The following is a 15,868-nucleotide window of genomic DNA, read 5'->3' on the forward strand; positions in this document are numbered from 1 at the left end:
TATTAATATGTTTTATGCTTGGGTTTATGAATATGCTCTATGTTACATCTGTAGATGTCAATGCTGAGGCGAATATAGATGAAAATATAGTAGATGGTTCTCATTTGACCTATGAAGACTATTCTCACGGAACATCAGAAAATAAGATGCTAAGAGGAGAGCATTTAATGACTGGTGATAGTATTATTTCAAAGACTGGGAATGGGAGAATTTATACGTATGGTCAGACAACAGCGAATCACGATGTCGATTTTGTGGCTGTTTTGGTATATGTTGATAGATATGATGAATCTGATGGATTATGGGGACAAATAGATGCTAGAGTAGAAGAAGCGCGTGATACTTATTATATTATTTCAACAAAGACATTAAAAGTAGATAGAGGATATTTTTACAGAGTACATTGTGACCATTTTGCGGGAAATGACGACGAAGAGTTTTATGATGAAGCGATTTCTGCAACCAATGGAATCTGGATCCCATAACCCCACGTAACCCGTCAGTACCTTTTGAGCAATGAGAGCAGCCACCGTGTTGTATTTTTGCAGAGTAACCCATTAACTTAGAATAAAATAAGAAAGAGAATAGGTTTGCCTGTACCATAGAAGCGCCACTAACTTAAATGCGATACATATCGGTGGCTGCTCTCATTGCTCAAAGGAGAATGTGATTATCTAGTATAACCCACGATAATTATCCACACCTTTCACTTGTCTAAATTTTCATCTGCTGCGTCAGCTTCAATCGACGATGCTACCGGCATCGCCTCATTCAGTTCCCTTGCACATGAAAATTTATCCTGCGTGTAAGGTGGCGGTAATTATCGTGAGTTATACTAGTTACTGTTCAAAACAAATAGTGCGTTGAGAAGCGTGCGGTGACCATCGGTTATACCGATGAAAAAATATCAGAATAACCAAATTGGAAATTAAAATCTAAAGGCATTCACTCAAAAGCAGCCGGAAGTTATTTTCCGGTTGCTTCTTTTAGCGCTTTTGCAAGCTGATCTGGGCAGGATGTGGATTTGTAGCCGCAATGGATTCCTTCAATGCGGGAGATTGCTTCATCTACGTCCATGCCTTCAACCAGGCGGGAGATTCCCTGCAGGTTTCCGCTACACCCGCCGACAAAACCAACGTTTCGTATTTTATTATTCTCAATGTCAAACTGAATCAACTGCGAACATACTCCCTTGGGTTTGAACTGCATATCTGTCAGCCTCCTTTGTTTTTAAGATCGCCCTTTCTGCGGGCGGGCAAAAATACCATGTTTCCATTATAACAGATATTTTCCATTTGAAAAGCCTAATCTAAATAATCGTAAGCGGAAAAATGTTTTGCTATTGCTAAAAGCATCATATATAATGATATTAGTATGACATAGAAATAGAACCATTTGTGCGCTGACGCACTCTTACATTTGAAAAATTGGAAGAAAAAGGAGATCAATATGGATTTTGTACAATATAAATGTCCCTGCTGCGGGGCGGCGCTTCGGTTTTCGCCGGGGGCGCAGAAGCTGTCCTGCGCAAGCTGCGGCAATGAATATGACCTGGAAACTCTGCGGCAGTATGAGCAGGAGGAAGAACGGGGCAGCGGAAGAGAAGAGGAACAGGAGCTGAACTGGGAATACCAGAGGGAAGCCCAGGGAGCCAAGCGGACGGAGGACGGGAAGTATATCTGCCCTTCCTGCGGGGCGGAGATTGGGGCGGATGAGAACACGGTCAGCACGACCTGTCCCTATTGTGATAATGTGGTCGTGATCCGGGCGTCCGCATCGGGGGAATATGAACCGGATGTGATGATCCCGTTCCAGATCAAGGGAGATCAGGCGCGGCAGATGCTGGAGAATTTTTGCAGGGGAAAGCGTCTGCTTCCGAAAAATTTTCGGGATAGGAGCTATTTGAAAAATCTGAAAGGGTATTATGTGCCTTATTGGCTGTTTGACTGTGATGCAAGTGCGGAGATGAGCTTTAATGCAACGAGAACCAGGGCGTGGAGCGATTCGGAATATGATTATCTGGAGACGTCCTATTATCTGGTGAACCGGGCGGGGGGAATGGAATTTTACCATGTGCCTGTGGATGGGAGTACGGAGATGGACGATGACACGACGGAATCCATTGAGCCCTTTGATTACGGTGCCTTGACGGAATTTAATCCGGCATATCTTGCGGGATATGAGACGGACAAATATGATGTGGACGCAAAGGCTGCAGAGGGCAGGGCGAAGGAGCGGCTGTACCGGAGCGCGGAGCAGGTCATGCGCGGCACGGTCAGCGGGTATGATACGGTGACAGTGAAGCATCGGTATCTGGACGCAAAAAACGGAAAGGTGCATTATGCATTGCTCCCGGTCTGGATGTTTGAGACGGTTTATAACGGAAAGAAGTATCAGTTTGCGATCAACGGGCAGACGGGAAAGATGGTCGGGGAGCTGCCGGTGGATCGGGGCGCGTTTTGGAAATATTTATGCGGATTCACGGCGATTGGGACGGCGATTTGCTCCATCCTTGGAATCTTATTGTTCGGGGGTGTGCTGTGATGATGCAATGTGATAGACATGCGGATGGGATGGAGAGAGGAGCTGTGAGGAAGATAGGAAAGAGATCATGTAAGAAACGATATATGAGAATACGTAAGAGAATATGTAAGGAGGAGGCTTTGCGGGGCTGCGGTACAAAATGGAAGAATGCAGTGTGTAAAACAGCAATTATGCTGCTGTTGGTCTGTGTATCCGTCCTGGATCCGGGGAATCTGCCGGAAGCGGCGGCTGCAGATAAAATATCGGATACAGAAGGATGGTCCTGGGATGCTGCGGCAGATCAGGCTCCTTACTTTGACGGCTGGGTGCAGGATGACGCGGGGCTTTTGACCTCGGATGAGGAAAAGGCGCTGGAGTCAGAATGCAGGCGCTTGTTCAAAATATACGGCACAGGGGTCTACATTGTGACTACGCCGAATTTTGGCGGGGGAGATATTAAGGACTGGCAGAGACGGATATTTTCCCAGTATGACCTGGGAGCGGACTGTGACGGTAGCGGCGTGATGCTGGCAATCAGTATGGCGGAGCGCGACTGGGGGCTGGTGGGATTCGGCTCTGCGCAGGAAGCATTTTCTACATATGCAAGGGAACGGCTGGGAAGCTTGATCCTGGATGATCTGTCGGACGGAGAATTTTATGAGGCATTTTCCGGATATCTGTCGATTGCGGATGATTATCTGGCGGCGGCAGAGGAGGGAACGCCTTATACGGAGCGGCATCGATATCGGGAAGGATGGAGACTTCCGGTGATCCTTGGAGTGTCATTTCTGCTGTCGCTGGGAATCTCTGCGGCAGTTGTGATCGCCTGGAGGAAAGGGATGAATACCAGGGTACGTCAGAATGGCGCAATGGAATATCTGAAGGCAGGGAGCTTTTATCTGTCGAATCGGTCGGATCTGTTCCTGTATCATACGGTCAGCCGGACGAAGAAACCGGAACAGCATTCTTCCGGCGGGAGCGGAAGCATGCGTTCGGACAGCTCGGGGACCAGCGGGAAGTTCTGAGAGCGATTTCAGATCGACATTTATCTAATAAGATTATAAAGAACATAAAATGAAAGGCATTTGCGGAAAGGAGAACATTATGGGATTGATAAGAGCGGCATCGAATGCGGTCAGAGGGACACTGGCGGATCAGTGGAAGGAATATTTTTACTGTGATGCTCTGGATGCGGATGTGTTGGTGGCGAGAGGCGTGCGGAATGTGTCGGGGCGTTCCTCCAACCGGAGGGGCGATGACAACATCATTACCGACGGTTCGCATATTGCGGTGGCGGACGGCCAGTGTATGATCATCGTGGAAGACGGCAGGGTGATGGACGCGTGCGCGGAGCCGGGAGCGTATACCTACGACATGGGCACGAGCCCGTCGGTGTTCGGCGGTTCATTTATGGAAGGGCTGAGAGGGATTGCGAAGGAGGCTTGGGAGCGTTTTCAGTTCGGCGGGGGCGCAGGGAAAAATCAGCGGGTCTATTATGTGAATATTAAAGAGATACCGGGAAATAAATATGGTACGCCGAATCCGGTACCGTTTCGGGTGGTGGATCGGAATATCGGACTGGATGTGGATATTTCCATCCGCTGCAATGGAGAATACTCTTACCGGATCGTGAACCCGATGGCGTTCTATGCAAATGTCTGCGGAAATGTGGGAAATGTGTATACCAGGGATCAGATTGATTCTATGCTGAAATCGGAATTATTGACTGCGCTGCAGCCTGCGTTTGCGAGGATTTCGGAGATGGGCATCCGTTACAGTGCCTTGCCGGGGCATACGATGGAGCTTTCGGACGCTCTGAATGAGGTGCTGTCTAAGAAATGGACGGAGCTTCGGGGAATCCAGATCTACTCCTTCGGGATGAACAGCGTGACTGCGCCCAAAGAGGATGAGGACATGATCAAGCAGCTCCAGAAATCCGCAGTGATGCGGGATCCGGGGATGGCTGCGGCAACGCTGGCCGGGGCGCAGGCGGACGCCATGCGTACGGCTGCGGCAAACACGGCCGGCGCGATGACCGGATTTATGGGAATGGGTATGGCGCAGCAGGCCGGAGGCGCAGGGATACAAGGACTGTATGAGATGGGAAGGCAGCAGCCGAATCAGCCGATGCCGGGCGGCACCTATGTGGGACAGTCGTCGCAGGATAGTGCGCATGTGGGACAGTCGTCGCAGGATAGCGCGCATGTGGGACAATCGTCGCAGGATAGCGCACAAGTGGGACAATCGTCGCAGGATAGCGCGCATGTGGGACAGTCGTCGCAGGATAGCGCACATGTGAGACAGTCAGCGCAGGATGGCGCGTATGCGGGTCAGCCGAATCAACAACCATCGGGCGGTATGCATACAGGGCAGGAAAATCAACCCCGGCAGCAGCCATCCGGCGACGTGCCAAGCGAGGCATCCGCCGCGTCAGGCTGGATCTGCTCCTGCGGAAAAGCAGGAAACACCGGGAAGTTCTGTACGGAGTGCGGAGCGCCCAAACTTGCGGCGGATGGCTGGATCTGTGCCTGCGGCACGGTGAATAAAGGAAAATTCTGTTCCGAATGCGGCCGCCCGAAACCGGCAGGAGTTCCGCAGTACAAATGTGACAAATGCGGATGGGAGCCGGAAGACCCAGCGAAACCGCCGAAATTCTGTCCGGAATGCGGCGATCCGTTTGACGACGGGGATATCAAAGCTTAGGAACCGCGCAAAACAGCAAGATTATTTTTCCACAGTTCCTTCATATATAAGACTATCCCCTGGAATATTTGCTCGGACTCTGTCCGAATTCCCGTTTAAAGGCTTTCAGGAAGTTGGAGTAATCGCTGAAACCGCAGCAGAGGCAGGCATCCATCACAGGACTGCCTGCTTTCAGCATATTCCGGGCAGAGATGAGTCGCTTTTTCATAATATACTGATACAGGGATAATCCGGTAAACTGCTTGAACTGTCGACTGAGGTAATATTTACTGGTGTAAAATCCGGCGGCAAGCTGATCTAAGGATAATTCTTCGGTCAGATTTTCATTGATATAGGTAATGATCTGATTGATCTTTTCATTTTCCGTAATGTCATTCTTGACCGAATCGGGGGCATCGTAGTAGGCCCGGCTGACGTATACCAGAAATTCCGTCAGGTATGCGGAGGTCAGGGCCAGGCTTCCCATCTCGCTGCTGTGCTTGGCTTTGGACATCTCGTTGCAGAGCTGCTTTAAATGGGCGATATTCTGGCTGTCAGGCCGGATCAGACGATAATCCTTGAGGGCGGCGTCCGTAAAGCAGGCAGTAAAGTCTTCATCAAAAAAATCCTGCAGCCGCTCAAAAAAATCGTCCGCCAGCCAGATCACGATCCGCTCGTAGGGTCTGCCGGGGCGGATGTCGGGGCGGTGAATGTCGGAGCTGCTGGTCAACAGGATATCTCCCGGGCGGAGCTTGTAGCTTCGTCCTTCTATAATATACGTTACATTTCCGGATAAAAAGAAAAAAATCTCATAAAAAGGATGCTGGTGAAATTCGACTACAGGAGGGTCCTCGTTGTAACTGTGGTGAAATTCGTAGTAGCGTTCCGTCATAATCTGGCTTGGATTAAATTGTTCTTTGTACATTGTTTACAAAAATACCTTTCTGAAATTAGTTAATATACACAAAAGCGCCTCTTTGTACTAATATTATATGGCAATATTTACCAGGTTTCAAGCAGTAACTACCACGTAAAAAAAACAGCGGTTTGATATACTATATATATCAACAGAACAGTTGCTGAAAAAGCCCGGATCGCAGAAGCGCAGAGCATGGAGCGGACGGCGTTCCAATCAGCAATGTCTATGCCGGCAGACGCGTTTTGTTACAAAAGTGTAATGCTCCGGAACAGAAGATCACAGATGGATCGGCTGTTCTAAAATTACAAAAAATAATGCTCCGGAACAGAAAATCACAGATGGATCGGCTGTTCCAAAATTACAAAAAATAATGCTCCGGAACAGAAGATCACAGATGAATCGTCTGTTCTAAAGTTACAAAAATAAAAAAGGAGGAAGTAAAATATGAGACAATGTCGCAGAGTGCTTGCTGTGCTTGTCAGCACAGGACTCGTGGCAGCAGCGCTTTCCGGCTGCGGTGCAGGTGGGGGAGACAAGAGGCAGATCATCCGGATCGGGCATAATCAGGCTACAGACCATCCAACCAATATCGCGCTAATGGCCTTTGAAGAGTATATCGAGGAAAAACTGGGAGATAAATATAACGTAGAAGTCTATCCGAGCGAGCTGCTTGGTTCCCAGACAGACATGGTTCAGCTGACCCAGACGGGAGCGATCGACTTCTGTGTGGCAAGTAATTCTATATTGGAAACATTTTCACAAAATTATACACTGTTCAACCTGCCCTATTTGTTTGCGTCTGCGGAGGCGTACCATCATTCCATGGACGATCCGGAGATCGTGGAGCCGATCTTCGAATCCACGAAGCAGGCAGGCTTTGAGGCAGTCACATGGATTGACGCGGGAACCCGTAATTTTTATACGGTATCAACGGAGATTCAGGCTCCGGCTGATCTGAAGGGGCTCAAGATCCGTGTGCAGCAGTCGCCCACAAATGTAGAGATGATGAGCCTGCTGGGCGGTTCGGCTACGCCGATGGGATTTGGGGATGTGTATACCGCGCTCCAGTCCAAGGTCATTGACGGGGCGGAAAATAATGAGATGGCGCTGACCTCCAACGGCCACGGGGATGTGTGCAAATATTATTCTTATGATATGCACCAGATGATCCCGGATATTCTGATCGGAAACTGCGCGTTTCTGAATGAGCTGCCGGAAGAGGAGAGGGAAATATTTGAAGAGGGCTTCGAGCTGGTCAACAGCGTGGAGCGCGAGGAATGGGTGAAGGCTGTGGAAGCGGCGAAGGAAAAGGCGGAGAACGAGCAGGGAGTCACTTTCCTGTACCCGGATACAAAGCCATTCCAGGAAATATGTGAACCAATGCATGCGGACATGCTGCAGAAGTATCCGGATCTGACTTCGATCTATGACAGGATCCAGGAATACAATGCCGAATATCCGTCGGAAGCAGAGTAGGAGGTGCGGATTGATGAATACATTTCGTAATGGGATAACCCGTATATTAAACGGACTGGCAGGAATCAGCTTTCTTGCCATGGTACTTCTGACCTGCTGGCAGGTATTGACCAGATATGTCCTGCAGAACCCGTCTACATGGTCGGAAGAGCTGGTGGGATACCTGTTCGCGTGGATGAGTCTGCTGGGGGCGTCGCTGGTCACATGCGAGCGCGGGCACATGAATATACCGATCATTGTGGAACGGTTCAGCGAGCCGATACAGAAGCTGCTGAACTGCCTTGGGGAAGTGATCGCGTTTCTGTTTTCCGCAATCATTCTGGTATTCGGCGGAGCCCAGATCACAACACTGGCTATGGGACAGATGACCTCTTCGCTGGGCGTTCCGATCGGTATTTTCTACATCGTGCTGCCGCTCTGCGGAGTCTTGAATATGATTTATACGGTCCTGAATATCATCAATATCATACAGGGCCGTACAGAAGAAAAGGAGGCGGTATAAATGGCAATCCAATCGCTGGTTATAATTCTTGTTGTGCTGCTGCTCTTGCTGGCCCTGGGCGTTCCGATCGCATATTCTATCGGGATCTCGGCCCTGGTCGCGATCCTGCAGACGGTGCCGTTGGACGTGTCGGTGGTCACTGCCGCGCAGAGGACTTTTGTGGGAATGAGCAAATTCAGCCTGACGGCAATCCCGTTTTTTATACTGGCAGGCAACCTGATGAATCAGGGTGGAATCGCAAAGCGCCTGGTTGATTTTGTAATGGCGATCCTGGGTAAGCTGCCGGGAGCGCTTCTGGTGACCAATGCCGGGGCCAACGCCCTGTTCGGCGCAATCTCAGGCTCCGCGTCTGCGGCGGCAGCGGCAGTAGGGAGCATGGTAAAAGAAGGCGAAGAAGATCTGGGATATGATCCGGCATTGTGTGCGGCGACCAATGGGGCATCGGCTCCGTCCGGCCTGCTGATCCCGCCCTCCAATGCATTAATTACATATTCTCTTGCATCCGGAGGAACGTCTGTGGCGGCGTTGTTCCTGGGAGGATATGTTCCGGGATTCCTGTGGGCGCTGTGCTGTATCATCGTAGGGGTGATCCTTGCGAAACGGAAGGGCTACAAAGGCTCGGAGGGAAAATATGACTGGAAGAACCTGGGCGCCGCGACGGTCCGCGCGCTGCCGGCTCTGTCGCTGATCGTTATCGTGATCGGCGGGATCGTTGCAGGTGTATTTACCGCTACGGAGGGTTCCGCGATCGCAGTAGTTTATGCGCTTGTGCTTGGAATTTTTTACCGCAATATCACGCTCAAATCCTTTTGGGATATCGTAGTGAGCAGTGCAAAAATGAGCGGTATGGTGGTATTCTTGATCGGGGTATCCAATATCCTGGGCTGGGTGATGGCATTTCTGCAGATCCCGCAGGCGGTTTCCGCGGCATTGCTGGGGCTGACGGATAATTATTTCCTGATCCTGCTGATCATGAATGTAATTCTGCTGATCGCAGGGACATTCATGGACGTGACTCCGGCGATACTGATCTTTACACCGCTGTTTTTGCCTATTGTAAAGACATTCGGCATGCATCCGGTACATTTTGGGCTGATCCTTGTGTACAACCTGTGTATCGGAAATATTACTCCACCGGTCGGCAATACGCTGTTCGTATCGATCAAAGTCGGAAATACCACGCTGGCCAAGACGATACCGTACATGCTCTGGTATTATGTCGCGATCCTGATCGGGCTGCTGTTAGTGACATATATTCCGTTCCTGAGCATCGGGCTGCCGACGGCGGCGGGACTCATATAAACGGGCGGTGCGGGAAAATGGCTGCTGCCGCAGCCGCGTTTCGGCACGGGCGCGGGTCAGGACGCATACTTTATAAAAATTTGCGCCCCGGGCAAAGTAAACAGGGAATACTGCAAGGAGCTGCTTGCGGCAATTCCTGAAAATAAAGGAGGACAACATTATGCAAATGACATTTCGCTGGTACGGCGAGGGAAACGACAGCATCACTCCAGAGATGATCAAACAGATCCCGGGAGTGACCGGACTGGTCTGGGCGTTGCATGACAAGCAGGCCGGAGAGGTCTGGGAGGTGGAAGAGATCGAGGAGGCAAGACGCCAGATCGAGGGCGCGGGCTTCAACATGGACGTGGTAGAGAGTGTGAACGTGCATGACGATATCAAGATCGGGCTTCCTACCAGAGACCAGTATATCGAAAACTATAAGACCACGCTGCGCAATCTGGCGAAGTTCGGCGTGAAGGTTGTGACTTACAACTTTATGCCCATTTTTGACTGGACAAGGACAGATCTGTTCCATCCGCTGGAGGACGGCTCAACGGCGCTGTTCTACGAGAAGAACCGGATCCAGGATGACTATAAGGAAATGGCAGATTACATCCTGAACAACCTGCGCGGAATGACATTTCCGGGATGGGAGCCGGAGCGGATGGCGAAGCTGGATGAACTGTTCGAGGCATACCGCCCGGTGACCAAGGAAAAGCTGTGGGAAAACCTGAAATATTTCCTGGAAGCGATCATGCCGACCTGCCACGAGACAGGGATCAAGATGGCGATCCATCAGGATGATCCGCCGTGGGATATTTTCGGGATTCCGCGTCTGCTCTGCGACAAAGAGTCCATCGGGCGGTTTCTGAGTATGGTGGACGACGAGTACAACTGCCTTTGTCTGTGCTCCGGGTCTTTGGGCGCGAATAAGGAAAATAATGTGGCGGATATTGTGCGTACTTACTGCGACCGGATCGCGTTTGCGCATATCCGAAACGTGCGCCATTATCCCAACGGGGACTTTACCGAGGCTTCCCACCGGGACTGCGACGGGGATACGGGAATCCTGGAGATCGTAAGGGCTTACCATGACTGCGGCTATACCGGCTATGTGCGTCCGGACCACGGGCGGCATATCTGGGGCGAGAAGTGCCGGCCGGGGTATGGGCTGTATGACCGGGCTCTGGGGATCATGTACCTGTGGGGCTGCTGGGACATGCTGGAGCGGACCGAAGGGAAAGTAGCGAAGTAATCGCGAGGCAGGTCAAGAAGCCTTGACGATGCCCGGGCTCAGGGCATCGGGAACAGTAACGAAAAGGAGGGCATGATGAAAAAATTTATGGATCAGGATTTTCTGCTGTCCACGGATACGGCAAAATGGCTTTATCATGAGGCGGCGGAGCATATGCCAATCATCGACTACCACTGCCATATCAATCCGCAGGAGATCGCAGAGGACAGGAAGTTTGACAATATCACGCAGGTCTGGCTGGGCGGCGACCATTATAAATGGAGGCAGATGCGGTTCGGCGGGATTCCGGAAGAGATCATTACCGGGGACGCGGATCCGCGGGAAAAGTTCCGGGCGTTTGCGTCCGTACTGCCCCGGCTGATCGGGAATCCCATGTATCACTGGAGCCATCTGGAGCTGCGGCGCGTATTCGGGATCACAGAGCCTTTGACGGAAGAGAACGCAGATGAGATCTATGACAAATGTAATGAGGTGCTGGCGCATGTATCGGCCCGGGAGCTGATGCGCAAATTCAATGTGAAAGCGATCTGCACCACGGACGATCCCTGCGATGATCTGCACTGGCATGACGTGATCGCGGCGGACGAGACGATGGAGATCAAGGTGCTGCCTGCGTTCCGCCCGGATAAGGGGATCAATATTGAAAAAGCGGGCTTTGCGGAATATATCGGAAAGCTGTCGTCAGTCTGCGGGTTCGAAATCCGCAGTGCCGGGGACGCGGTGAAAGCGCTCCTGGCCAGAATTGATTACTTTGCGGAGCATGGCTGTCTGTGCGCAGATCACGGACTGGACTACTGTATGTATGAGAAGCCGGATCCAGAGCGGGCTGAGGCTGCATTTGCGGCGGCAATGAAGGGTGATCGCCCGGAAAAAGCGGATGCGGATGCATACAAGACGCTGGCGACCATTGCCTGCGCGAAAAAATATACGGAGTTGGGCTGGGTGATGCAGATCCATTTCGGATGCCTGCGCGACAATAATAAGCCGCAGTTCGCGAAGCTGGGGCCGGATACCGGATATGATGCGGTGAACAGCCAGTCCGGCGTGGAAAATGTGGCTCCGCTTCTGAACGCGTTTCAGGAAAATGAGGGACTGCCGAGGATGATCCTGTATTCTCTGAATCCCAATGACAATACCGCCCTTGTGACGATTGCGGGATGCTTCCAGGGAGACGGCATCGTGGGCCGGGTGCAGCATGGAAGCGGCTGGTGGTTCAATGACAATCGCGGCAGCATGCGCAGCCAGCTCACGGAGCTTGCAAATAATGGGATGCTGGGATGCTTTGTAGGAATGCTGACGGATTCCAGATCATTCTTAAGCTACACGAGGCATGAGTATTTCCGGCGCATTCTCTGTGAACTGATCGGGGAATGGGTGGAAAGCGGACAGTACCCGGAGGATAAGAAGCAGCTCACGCGGATCGTGGAGGATATCTGTTTTCATAATACGAATGTGTTTTTTGGATTCGGAGTTTCATAAGAGCTCAGGATAGATAAAAGCAGAAACGGACATACTTTTGATAAGGACAGGTTATGATGGAGTATTCTTGAAAAGTCCAGGAATGCTCTGCAAGAAGATTGGAGGAGCAGAATGAATTTACCTTTGAATATCGATTTTACGGGAAAAGTTGTAGTTGTGACAGGAGCAGGCGGCGTACTCTGCGGTACAATGGCGAAAGCATTTGCGCAGGCGGGAGCGAAGGTGGCGGCGCTGGATCTGAATGAGGACGCGGTGAAGAAGCTGGCGGAGGAATGTAAGGCAGAGGGCTTCATCTGCGAGGGCTATAAGGCAAACGTGCTGGAGCCAGAGGCACTGGAGGCAGTTCATGCTCAGGTGTTGAAGGATCTGGGGCCGTGCGACATCCTGGTAAACGGCGCGGGCGGAAATAATCCGAGGGCGACCACGGACAATGAATACCAGCATGAGGCGAAGGAAGGACAGAAGACTTTCTTCGATCTGGATGCGGGCGGCGTGGACTTTGTGTTTAAGCTGAATTTCCAGGGGACGCTGCTCCCGACGCAGGCTTTCGCAAAGGACATGGTGGAGAAAAAATCCGGGTGCATCCTGAATATTTCCTCCATGAACGCATATATTCCGCTGACTAAGATTCCGGCGTATTCCGGAGCGAAGGCAGCGATCTCCAACTTTACACAATGGCTGGCGACACATTTCGCGGGAACCGGGATCCGATGCAATGCGATCGCGCCGGGCTTCCTGGTGTCCAACCAGAACCGGGCGCTGCTGTTCAACGAGGACGGGACGCCGACAGCGCGTTCCGAGAAGATTCTGAACGGGACACCCACCAGGCGGTTTGTGGACAGCGAGGAATTGCTGGGCGGCGTGTTCTTCCTGTGCGACGACAGGGCGGCGAGCGCGATCACAGGGGTGGTGCTGCCGATCGACGCGGGGTTTGCGGCTTATTCGGGAGTCTGAGAAATCAAATCATAAGCATGGCTGAAAAAAGAAAACTGCCGATACGGGTTTTGATCCGTATCGGCAGTTTCAAGTCACGCAAAGACTCGTGGCACGCTGCACGCACCGAACGCTCTGCCTCGCTTGGGGACTAAACTAACCAAACCGGAACAAACCAGTTTTTTTCATCCACAGGCAATAAGTCGTTTGCCATGCAGATCACACTTCCTGTCCCGATCTCTACTTTTAGAGATTCCAAACCTTCGAAGGCCCCCTCGCGCATCACGGGCTCTAACACGTTGAAATTCTTAATTGCTGTTTTGCCAGGGGACGCTGCCTTTTTGATCTCTATCGGAGAAAGAATCCCGTTTTGATAAAGCAGCAGATCAATTTCCTTCTGGTCTTTATCCCTGTAATAAAAGATAGGCGGCTCCTTTCCCGCGTTCAGATAGCTTTTATAGATTTCTGAAAACACATAGCTCTCAAAGAACACCCCGGACATGGCCCCTCTTTCCAATGCTTCGGGATTTCCCCATTTTAGGAGATAAGCTGCCAGACCAGTATCTAAAAAATGAAGGAGAGGCATTTTCACAACCCGTTTCAGTGCATTATTGTGGTATGGCTGTACAAGGGCGATAATATGGGACGATACCAAAATAGACAGCCATTTTTTCGCCGTTGGCGCCGAAATACCGGCGGCATTTGCCAATTCCTCATAGACAACAGGTTTTGAGGTATGTGCGGCTACGACCGTCATGAAATTATAAAACTGCATCTCATCGGCAACCTGTGCAAGATCGCAGATATCTCTCTGCAGGTATGTGTTCACATAGGAACGGTAATAGGTCTCCCAGTCCACATTTTCGTCTGCATAAAGCTCCGGCATGGAGCCTTTGAAAATTCTGCTGTAAATTTCATTTAATCCCTTCTGTGTCCTTACAGATAAACGGTTCATCAAGTGTGACGCATCCGTTTGGAACGGTTCACTTGGCTCCTGATAAATTTCTGCATCGGACAATCCCAATAAATTCACAATGCCGACCCGTCCCGCAAGACTTTCGCTTACATTTTTCATCAAACGAAAGACCTGCGATCCCGTAATCCAGAAATCGCCTTTTCTTTTGGTACGGTCTACGCTCATTTTAATATGGGGCAGCAATTCCGTTGCGTACTGAATTTCATCAATCAATACCGGAGGAGAATATCTCTGTAAAAATAACGCCGGGTCACGTTTTGCCAAATATCTTACATCAGGATCATCCAGGGTTACATATTTTCGTTCTATCCCTGTGCTTCGCTGCGCTTCTGCCAGTCTTTGCAGCAGAGTCGTTTTTCCCACCTGCCTTGGGCCGGTCACCAACAGTACGGGAAACATTTTAGAAATCTGTGTAATCGTATCTTCTGCAGCTCGTTTAATATATGCCATGATAATCGCTCCCTTCCATTACAGTACTTTGTGAAACGGCCGAATGGCCATAATGGGATGCCCTTTGGGTATAAGCAATTTGGATAAATGCATTCGTCTAAACTAAACCGTAGTATTATTATAGCCAGACTTTGGAACATCGTCAATAAAAAGTTACAGGTCACACCTTGACCAGGCGTGCCCTGTAACTCAGGCCGTCATTTAAAATTGCCTACGGCAATGGACGGCCTGAATCCCAGCTTTTATGCGCATCCTCCTGACCAATCAGCGTAGTGATTGGTCAGGGTGTGACATGTAACAATAAAAATTCTGTCTAACTTCAACAGCTCCGACGCTTCAATATGTTTTGTTTTGAAATCATACGTTATTTAAAGACATTAAGACGGTTTGGTAAAGAGGCGGGAAATTTTTCCAACTGTACGGTTGGATGCTCTAAAGAGCCTCTGTTCCGGCAAGGGAGATCAAACATGGGACAAATCATTCATCTGGATCAAGGGAATCCCCATTTTCATTTAGGATAGCATTCGATACAGGGGATATGGTCTGCTGCTGTCATTGATTGTCAGACATTCCCAAATGATCTATGGAAAAGTTTCTTTACGGATCAGGCGTACTTTAAGTTTTAATGAGACATTTTATCCGTCTGACGCGGAATTCCGGAAAAAAGAAATCCGAATCGGGTGGTTTTCGGCCCCAATACCAGAGTGTTCTATGGCTATTGTAAAATACAAAAACCAGTCCGGCGTGACATATGCTTATAAATTACTTCCAACTCGCCGAAATGAAGCTTCCCATACATGCTTTTAACCACTGCGGCGTTCTTTACTTTATAGATTTTCAAATATCCTTTTGAAACATATTCCATGATTTCAATAATCCCTTTCTGATGAACGGATGAACCGGCGCAGAGTTCTCTGAATACGGCATCAGGAAGAATGATTTCATCAAATAACTCCCATAAGAGGGATAATCTTCCTATTGATAGCAGCCCTATGATTGGGCTGGTTCGCATATGACTCTTTCGCTTTTCATATTATTCCCCTGATAAATTAGCAATTGCGAGTTCATCCATCTGCATTTCTTCTTCTGAGTATCTGCTCCATGGAATATCATGTGCTTTTAGAAAATCCATAAAATCCCAGATGTTTTTTTCGGCCAGCTCTGCGGCTTTTTCTAAAGTAACAATTCCAGACACAAACAGGCCTGCTACAATGGAGATGGTTACCTTATCATCCAACTCATTCAGCCATAATCAAGATGTATGGCATCGCGTGAGCATTAATTTACTAACTCAAACTTCGCACATAGATTTTAGCTATGCACCTTGAAAATTCAATATCTGGCAATGATTCAATTATCAAAGAACAGCCTTTTGGAACACTATGCTGC

At 49.9% G+C, this 15,868-nt stretch carries 15 protein-coding genes; 10 read left to right on the plus strand and 5 right to left on the minus strand.

The annotated features are described in order from the left end of the window. Positions 1 to 32: 32 nt before the first annotated feature. Positions 33 to 485, plus strand: coding sequence for a DUF6147 family protein (locus ACTOY7_RS20330; RefSeq protein WP_482672762.1), 453 nt, complete (start codon positions 33 to 35; stop codon positions 483 to 485). Positions 486 to 966: 481 nt separating this feature from the next. Here the strand turns inward: ACTOY7_RS20330 and ACTOY7_RS20335 are convergent, their stop codons facing one another. Beyond that, positions 967 to 1,209 carry a TIGR03905 family TSCPD domain-containing protein gene (locus ACTOY7_RS20335; protein WP_160280962.1) on the minus strand — a complete coding sequence of 81 codons (243 nt, stop codon included), beginning with the start codon at positions 1,207 to 1,209 and terminating at the stop codon, positions 967 to 969. 240 nt (positions 1,210 to 1,449) lie between these two features. Here ACTOY7_RS20335 and ACTOY7_RS20340 point away from each other — a divergent pair, with 240 nt between their 5' ends. The 3 genes from ACTOY7_RS20340 (at position 1,450) to ACTOY7_RS20350 (ending at position 5,226) form a co-directional block, all read left to right on the plus strand. Further along, positions 1,450 to 2,544, plus strand: a complete 1,095-nt coding sequence (locus tag ACTOY7_RS20340; protein WP_482671548.1) for a TFIIB-type zinc ribbon-containing protein — start codon at positions 1,450 to 1,452, stop codon at positions 2,542 to 2,544. An 83-nt stretch (positions 2,545 to 2,627) separates the two neighbouring features. Further along, a complete protein-coding gene (locus ACTOY7_RS20345) occupies positions 2,628 to 3,548 on the plus strand; it encodes a TPM domain-containing protein (protein WP_300885827.1) in 921 nt (306 codons plus the stop codon). Positions 3,549 to 3,627: 79 nt separating this feature from the next. Next, positions 3,628 to 5,226 carry an SPFH domain-containing protein gene (locus tag ACTOY7_RS20350; protein ID WP_482671547.1) on the plus strand — a complete coding sequence of 533 codons (1,599 nt, stop codon included), beginning with the start codon at positions 3,628 to 3,630 and terminating at the stop codon, positions 5,224 to 5,226. A 52-nt stretch (positions 5,227 to 5,278) separates the two neighbouring features. On the opposite strand, the gene ACTOY7_RS20355 is transcribed toward ACTOY7_RS20350, so the two are convergent. Next, positions 5,279 to 6,130 (minus strand): AraC family transcriptional regulator, encoded by an 852-nt coding sequence (locus ACTOY7_RS20355; protein WP_300885830.1) that lies wholly within the window; start codon positions 6,128 to 6,130, stop codon positions 5,279 to 5,281. A 438-nt stretch (positions 6,131 to 6,568) separates the two neighbouring features. Here ACTOY7_RS20355 and ACTOY7_RS20360 point away from each other — a divergent pair, with 438 nt between their 5' ends. The 6 genes from ACTOY7_RS20360 to ACTOY7_RS20385 all read left to right on the plus strand — a co-directional run bounded on the left by ACTOY7_RS20360 (position 6,569) and on the right by ACTOY7_RS20385 (position 13,074). Next, positions 6,569 to 7,600 carry a TRAP transporter substrate-binding protein gene (locus ACTOY7_RS20360; RefSeq protein WP_300885831.1) on the plus strand — a complete coding sequence of 344 codons (1,032 nt, stop codon included), beginning with the start codon at positions 6,569 to 6,571 and terminating at the stop codon, positions 7,598 to 7,600. Positions 7,601 to 7,613: 13 nt separating this feature from the next. Beyond that, positions 7,614 to 8,102, plus strand: coding sequence for a TRAP transporter small permease (locus tag ACTOY7_RS20365; protein ID WP_300885832.1), 489 nt, complete (start codon positions 7,614 to 7,616; stop codon positions 8,100 to 8,102). Then, positions 8,103 to 9,404, plus strand: a complete 1,302-nt coding sequence (locus ACTOY7_RS20370; protein ID WP_300885833.1) for a TRAP transporter large permease — start codon at positions 8,103 to 8,105, stop codon at positions 9,402 to 9,404. It begins immediately after the preceding gene. A 160-nt stretch (positions 9,405 to 9,564) separates the two neighbouring features. Then, positions 9,565 to 10,641, plus strand: coding sequence for a mannonate dehydratase (gene uxuA, locus ACTOY7_RS20375; RefSeq protein WP_482671546.1), 1,077 nt, complete (start codon positions 9,565 to 9,567; stop codon positions 10,639 to 10,641). 75 nt (positions 10,642 to 10,716) lie between these two features. Further along, a complete protein-coding gene (gene uxaC, locus ACTOY7_RS20380; RefSeq protein ID WP_482671550.1) occupies positions 10,717 to 12,120 on the plus strand; it encodes a glucuronate isomerase in 1,404 nt (467 codons plus the stop codon). A gap of 111 nt (positions 12,121 to 12,231) precedes the next feature. Further along, positions 12,232 to 13,074: an SDR family oxidoreductase gene (locus ACTOY7_RS20385; protein WP_016298005.1), complete on the plus strand. Its 843-nt coding sequence runs from the start codon at positions 12,232 to 12,234 to the stop codon at positions 13,072 to 13,074. Between the two features lie 130 nt (positions 13,075 to 13,204). Here the strand turns inward: ACTOY7_RS20385 and ACTOY7_RS20390 are convergent, their stop codons facing one another. The 3 genes from ACTOY7_RS20390 to ACTOY7_RS20400 all read right to left on the minus strand — a co-directional run bounded on the left by ACTOY7_RS20390 (position 13,205) and on the right by ACTOY7_RS20400 (position 15,716). Continuing rightward, a complete protein-coding gene (locus tag ACTOY7_RS20390; protein ID WP_482671545.1) occupies positions 13,205 to 14,479 on the minus strand; it encodes an ATP-binding protein in 1,275 nt (424 codons plus the stop codon). 715 nt (positions 14,480 to 15,194) lie between these two features. Continuing rightward, on the minus strand, positions 15,195 to 15,491 hold the full coding sequence (locus ACTOY7_RS20395) for a PIN domain-containing protein (RefSeq protein ID WP_482671544.1): 297 nt from the start codon (positions 15,489 to 15,491) through the stop codon (positions 15,195 to 15,197). Between the two features lie 21 nt (positions 15,492 to 15,512). Beyond that, entirely contained in the window at positions 15,513 to 15,716 is a 204-nt protein-coding gene (locus tag ACTOY7_RS20400; protein WP_482671543.1) for a UPF0175 family protein, read from the minus strand. Between the last annotated feature and the right edge of the window lie 152 nt (positions 15,717 to 15,868).

It is taken from the genome of Schaedlerella sp. (genome assembly GCF_056796775.1).

Excerpts from the sequence above, each read along its gene's own strand:
- ACTOY7_RS20370 (WP_300885833.1), top strand. The coding sequence starts at position 8,103 with ATGGCAATCCAATCGCTGGTTATAATTCTTGTTGTGCTGCTGCTCTTG.
- ACTOY7_RS20385 (WP_016298005.1), top strand. The coding sequence starts at position 12,232 with ATGAATTTACCTTTGAATATCGATTTTACGGGAAAAGTTGTAGTTGTG.
- uxuA (WP_482671546.1), top strand. The coding sequence starts at position 9,565 with ATGCAAATGACATTTCGCTGGTACGGCGAGGGAAACGACAGCATCACT.
- ACTOY7_RS20340 (WP_482671548.1), top strand. The coding sequence starts at position 1,450 with ATGGATTTTGTACAATATAAATGTCCCTGCTGCGGGGCGGCGCTTCGG.
- ACTOY7_RS20395 (WP_482671544.1), bottom strand. The coding sequence starts at position 15,491 with ATGCGAACCAGCCCAATCATAGGGCTGCTATCAATAGGAAGATTATCC.
- ACTOY7_RS20350 (WP_482671547.1), top strand. The coding sequence starts at position 3,628 with ATGGGATTGATAAGAGCGGCATCGAATGCGGTCAGAGGGACACTGGCG.
- ACTOY7_RS20365 (WP_300885832.1), top strand. The coding sequence starts at position 7,614 with ATGAATACATTTCGTAATGGGATAACCCGTATATTAAACGGACTGGCA.
- uxaC (WP_482671550.1), top strand. The coding sequence starts at position 10,717 with ATGAAAAAATTTATGGATCAGGATTTTCTGCTGTCCACGGATACGGCA.
- ACTOY7_RS20345 (WP_300885827.1), top strand. The coding sequence starts at position 2,628 with ATGAGAATACGTAAGAGAATATGTAAGGAGGAGGCTTTGCGGGGCTGC.
- ACTOY7_RS20355 (WP_300885830.1), bottom strand. The coding sequence starts at position 6,130 with ATGTACAAAGAACAATTTAATCCAAGCCAGATTATGACGGAACGCTAC.
- ACTOY7_RS20330 (WP_482672762.1), top strand. The coding sequence starts at position 33 with ATGCTCTATGTTACATCTGTAGATGTCAATGCTGAGGCGAATATAGAT.
- ACTOY7_RS20360 (WP_300885831.1), top strand. The coding sequence starts at position 6,569 with ATGAGACAATGTCGCAGAGTGCTTGCTGTGCTTGTCAGCACAGGACTC.
- ACTOY7_RS20390 (WP_482671545.1), bottom strand. The coding sequence starts at position 14,479 with ATGGCATATATTAAACGAGCTGCAGAAGATACGATTACACAGATTTCT.
- ACTOY7_RS20335 (WP_160280962.1), bottom strand. The coding sequence starts at position 1,209 with ATGCAGTTCAAACCCAAGGGAGTATGTTCGCAGTTGATTCAGTTTGAC.